This window comes from Glutamicibacter sp. AGC84 (assembly GCF_053543575.1).
In genome coordinates this window covers 125,168-129,229 of record NZ_JBLVOC010000005.1, presented here as the reverse complement: position 1 = coordinate 129,229, position 4,062 = coordinate 125,168, and the positions used below count along the sequence as shown (strand labels likewise).

The window sequence follows — 4,062 nt, the reverse complement described above, 5'->3', positions numbered from 1 at the left end:
GTGGCCCAACGCCATTTCTTGTTTCCCGCGAAGGGGTCAGCCGGACTTAGCCGTTCCAGTTGGCATAGGTCGAGTCGGTCTTTTCAACCAAGGTCAGCACGTCGTAGGTGGCGACCAGTTCATCGTTCTGGTTGTGCAGCACCGCATCCCAAGCAACCTCGCCGTATTCGTCGGTGACGCGCGGGGTGATTTTCTTGGCCGTCAGGGTGACGCGAATCGAGTCGCCGGCAGCTACAGGGGTGATGAATCGCAGTGATTCAAGGCCGTAGTTGGCCAAGACGGGTCCCGGAGCAGGCTCCACGAACAGTCCCGCAGCCCAGGAAACCAGCAAGTAGCCGTGGGCCACGATCCCCGGGAAGAACGGGTTGGCTTCGGCGGCGGCCTGATCGGTGTGCGCATAGAAGGTATCGCCGGTTTCGTGAGCGAATTCGGTGATCTTCTCCAAGCTGACTTCACGCAGATCCGAGACGAAACCGTCACCGATCTTCAGCTCAGCCAGCGACTTGCGGAACGGGTGGACGTTCTGCGGCTTGCCGCCAAACTGCTGGCTGCCAGCAAGGGACTGCTGGGCACCGGTATGCCAGACGCCGCTCAGCGCGGTGATCATGCTGGGCGAGCCCTGCACCGCGGTGCGCTGCATGTGGTGCTTGACCGAGCGGATGCCGCCCAGTTCTTCGCCGCCTCCTGCCCGGCCTGGACCGCCATGGACCAGATGCGGAACCGGAGAGCCGTGGCCGGTGGTGGACCGTGCGGTTTCGCGGTTCAGGATGTGCACGCGCCCGTGGTGCGCGGCGATGCCCAAGGACAGGGCGCGCATGGCTTCGGCGTCATTGGTGCACACGGTTGCGACCAGCGAGCCGGCGCCCATGGCAGCCAGTTCCACGGCCTCGTCAACGCTGCTGTAGCCGATGACGGAACTGACAGGGCCGAAGGCTTCGCGCGAGTGCACCATCGGGTTGCGCGCGTCGTTCCAGCGAAGGACCACTGGGGACATGAAGGCTCCGCCTTCTGCCACGGCGTTCTTTTCGGGAGCAACACGTACCGCAGGGGCATCCAGGCGGCCGTAGGCCAGCTCGCCGCCGGCAGCGATCATGTCCTCGACGGCCCCGCGCACATCGGCCAGCTGTTCCAGCGAAGCCAGGGCACCCATGGTGACGCCCTCAACTCGAGGATCGCCGATGACCACGCGTTCATCGATGCGCTTGCCGACGGCCGAAATGACCGCATCCACCTGTGCTGCGGGCACGATGTTGCGGCGGATGGCGGTGCATTTCTGGCCGGCCTTCGACGTCATTTCATTGACGACAACCTTGACGAAAGCGTCGAATTCCGGGGTGCCTTCCACAGCGTCGGGGCCGAGGATGGCTGCATTCAGGGAATCGGTTTCAGCCGCGAAGCGCACGCCTCCGTCGATAACGTTGCGGTGCGACTTGAGCTTGCTTGCGGTGGATGCCGATCCGGTGAAGGCGAACATATCGCGGTAGTCCAGGTGGTCCATGATGTCGCGAGCAGAGCCGGAAAGCAGCTGCAGCGAACCCTCTGGAAGGATGCCCGAGTCCAGCATCATGCGCACAGCCGCTTCGGTGAGGTACCCGGTGGGGGTTGCCGGCTTGACGATTGTCGGCACACCGGCGATGAAGGCCGGTGCGAACTTCTCGAGCATCCCCCAGACAGGGAAGTTGAAGGCATTGACCTGGACGACTACGCCGGCCATCGCGGTGTAGATGTGGGTGCCAATGAAGGAACCGTCCTTGCTCAGCGGCTCGGTGGGGCCATCGAGGATCACGTTGGAATTGGGCAGTTCGCGCCGGCCCTTGGAAGAGAAGGTGAACAGCACGCCAATGCCACCGTCGATGTCCACCATAGAGTCGATTTTGGTGGCACCGGTCTTGAAGGAAACCTCGTACAGGTCCTTGCGCCGCTCATTGAGGTACAGCGCTAGTTCCTTGAGCTTGAGCGCCCGCTCATGCAAGGAGAGCTTGGCTAGTTCGCGCTGGCCGGTCTGTCGTCCGTATGCCACGGCGCCAGCAACATCCAAGTTGTCCTTGGTGACGGTGACCAGCACTTCGCCGGTATTGGCGTCGCGGACCTCGGTTCCGCCTTGTGCCGCTGGGCTGTGCCAGTTCCCCGCGATGTAGCTGGGTACTACGGTGATCTGTTCTGTCGTCATTGACGCAATTCCTTCCTGAACGGTCGGTCAGTATTACCGTTAACCATAGCAGGAAGGGGTGATCGAGGACACTTGCGCGCCTCGCTGCTTCGCCAGCGTTCCCTGGCTCTTAGCGTGCCAGCTGGCGCAGGCGCTCCACGGCGTTCTCGCTCATTCCCTGGTCCAGCAAATACCTCCGCGTGGACCCGAGCCACCTGAGGAAATTCTCCAGTTCGCCAGCTCGGCCACGAATGATTTCCCGCAGCTGCTCTTCACTGCGGTAGCTCTCGTACGGGTGCTTGCGAGGGGAAATGCGATGCCACTCATTGATCCCCCTGACCGCGAGTTCATCATGGAGCAGGATCTGGCCATCCAAGCCAGCCAGCTGAAGCAGCATTGTGGCTATCAATCCCGATCGGTCGCGTCCAGCCGAGCAGTGGACCACCGTGCCCTGATCCGCGGTCGCGAGGCTCTCGAACACTGCCCGCAGGTGGTCGCCGAATTCCTCGCACACCAGCTGGTACATCCCGGTGTGATTCATGTACGGCACCGCCACCGACTCGAAACGTTCATTGCCTGGCGATTCCAGCGGCAGGTTCACCAGCTCGATCCCTGCGAGGCTTGCCGCGGGCACCGCTGGGTCATGCTCGCGACGGCGGATTTCATCCGGGTTGCGCAGGTCGATGACTCTATTGACGCCAGCAGCGTGCATTTGCTGCCAGCCCTCAGCCGTCAGCCACTCATGCCTGCCCATGCGGTAGAAGGCTCCGCAGATATGCCGCGCATTAACGGCTCCGCTCCAGTCCAGGTCCCCGGCTTGCTTGCGGTAGGTAAGGCTGTGGCTCATAAGCCTATTGCAACACATTGCCCGGCTGTTGTATTGTTCTAGTCATTGGCAAACGTCAATCAGTCTATTGAAGGAGGGGTAACGATGATTGCTTACCGCCTGAACAAGCCATTTCCCCCTTCTCCCAAGGACTACTTCCAATGCATTTTCCAGCTGGCCTCGAGGCCGCAAATTCGCCACTGATCGCTGCTGCCTCCACGGAGGCCGATCAACAACTGAAATTCAGCAAGCACAAGCCGGTCTGGAACGACTCCGAGACCGGTGATCCGGCAAACGGCCAACGTTATTCGACATGGCCATTTATCGAGAAGGGCTTGCGCGGCCCCAAACCGTATCCGCACTGGCTCATCGAAGAGGCCGCAGCCATCGACACCGAGCTGGGCATCTTGAAAACGGGCAAAGAAGGCGATGTCTTCCTGCTGGAACGTGCCACCGAAGATCGCAGCAGCCTTCTGGCAGCAAAGCGCTATCGTTCGCGCGAGCAAATGCAGTTCAGCCGCTCGCAGTCCTATAGCGACGGGCGCTCCGCACGGCGTTCGCGTGATAACCGCGCTATCCGCAACAACTCCGCGTACGGCAAGCAGATCGCTGCCCTGCAGTGGGCCAACGCCGAATGGAGCTATTTGCTCCGTTGCTACGAGGCGGGCATACCTGTTCCCTACCCTGTGCAAATCGATGGCACCGAAATCCTCATGGAGTTCATTGCCGATCCAGACGATCAGCACGCGGCAGCGCCTCGCCTGCAGCAGCTCTCGCGCTTTGACCCGCGCCTCCCATCGCTATGGGACCAGCTCACCGGCGCACTGGAGAAATTTGCCGGGCTCGGCATCGCCCACGGAGACCTCTCCGCGTACAACATTCTTGTCTCCGGCGAAAGGCTAGTAGTAATCGATGTCCCGCAGTGCGTAGATCTTGCCGGCAACCCGAACGGCTTGGACTTCCTGCACCGTGATTGCGTGAATCTTTGCGATTGGTTCACTTCCAAGGGCTTGCCCAATGACCCCGATGAATTGTTCTCCTCGCTGATGAGCTACCTCTTCTGAGGACAGCCAGAACTGCGCGCGCC

The 4,062-nt window shown here is 61.3% G+C and carries 3 protein-coding genes; 1 reads left to right on the top strand and 2 read right to left on the bottom strand.

From position 1 onward, the window contains the following. Positions 1 to 46: 46 nt before the first annotated feature. Entirely contained in the window at positions 47 to 2,170 is a 2,124-nt protein-coding gene (gene paaZ, locus ACNPN0_RS02370; protein ID WP_448937622.1) for a phenylacetic acid degradation bifunctional protein PaaZ, read from the bottom strand. A 109-nt stretch (positions 2,171 to 2,279) separates the two neighbouring features. Beyond that, on the bottom strand, positions 2,280 to 2,996 hold the full coding sequence (locus ACNPN0_RS02365; RefSeq protein ID WP_434693128.1) for a tyrosine-protein phosphatase: 717 nt from the start codon (positions 2,994 to 2,996) through the stop codon (positions 2,280 to 2,282). 140 nt (positions 2,997 to 3,136) lie between these two features. Here ACNPN0_RS02365 and ACNPN0_RS02360 point away from each other — a divergent pair, with 140 nt between their 5' ends. Continuing rightward, on the top strand, positions 3,137 to 4,039 hold the full coding sequence (locus ACNPN0_RS02360) for a serine protein kinase RIO (protein ID WP_434693130.1): 903 nt from the start codon (positions 3,137 to 3,139) through the stop codon (positions 4,037 to 4,039). Positions 4,040 to 4,062: the final 23 nt, after the last annotated feature.

Excerpts from the sequence above, each read along its gene's own strand:
- paaZ (WP_448937622.1), bottom strand. The coding sequence starts at position 2,170 with ATGACGACAGAACAGATCACCGTAGTACCCAGCTACATCGCGGGGAAC.
- ACNPN0_RS02365 (WP_434693128.1), bottom strand. The coding sequence starts at position 2,996 with ATGAGCCACAGCCTTACCTACCGCAAGCAAGCCGGGGACCTGGACTGG.
- ACNPN0_RS02360 (WP_434693130.1), top strand. The coding sequence starts at position 3,137 with ATGCATTTTCCAGCTGGCCTCGAGGCCGCAAATTCGCCACTGATCGCT.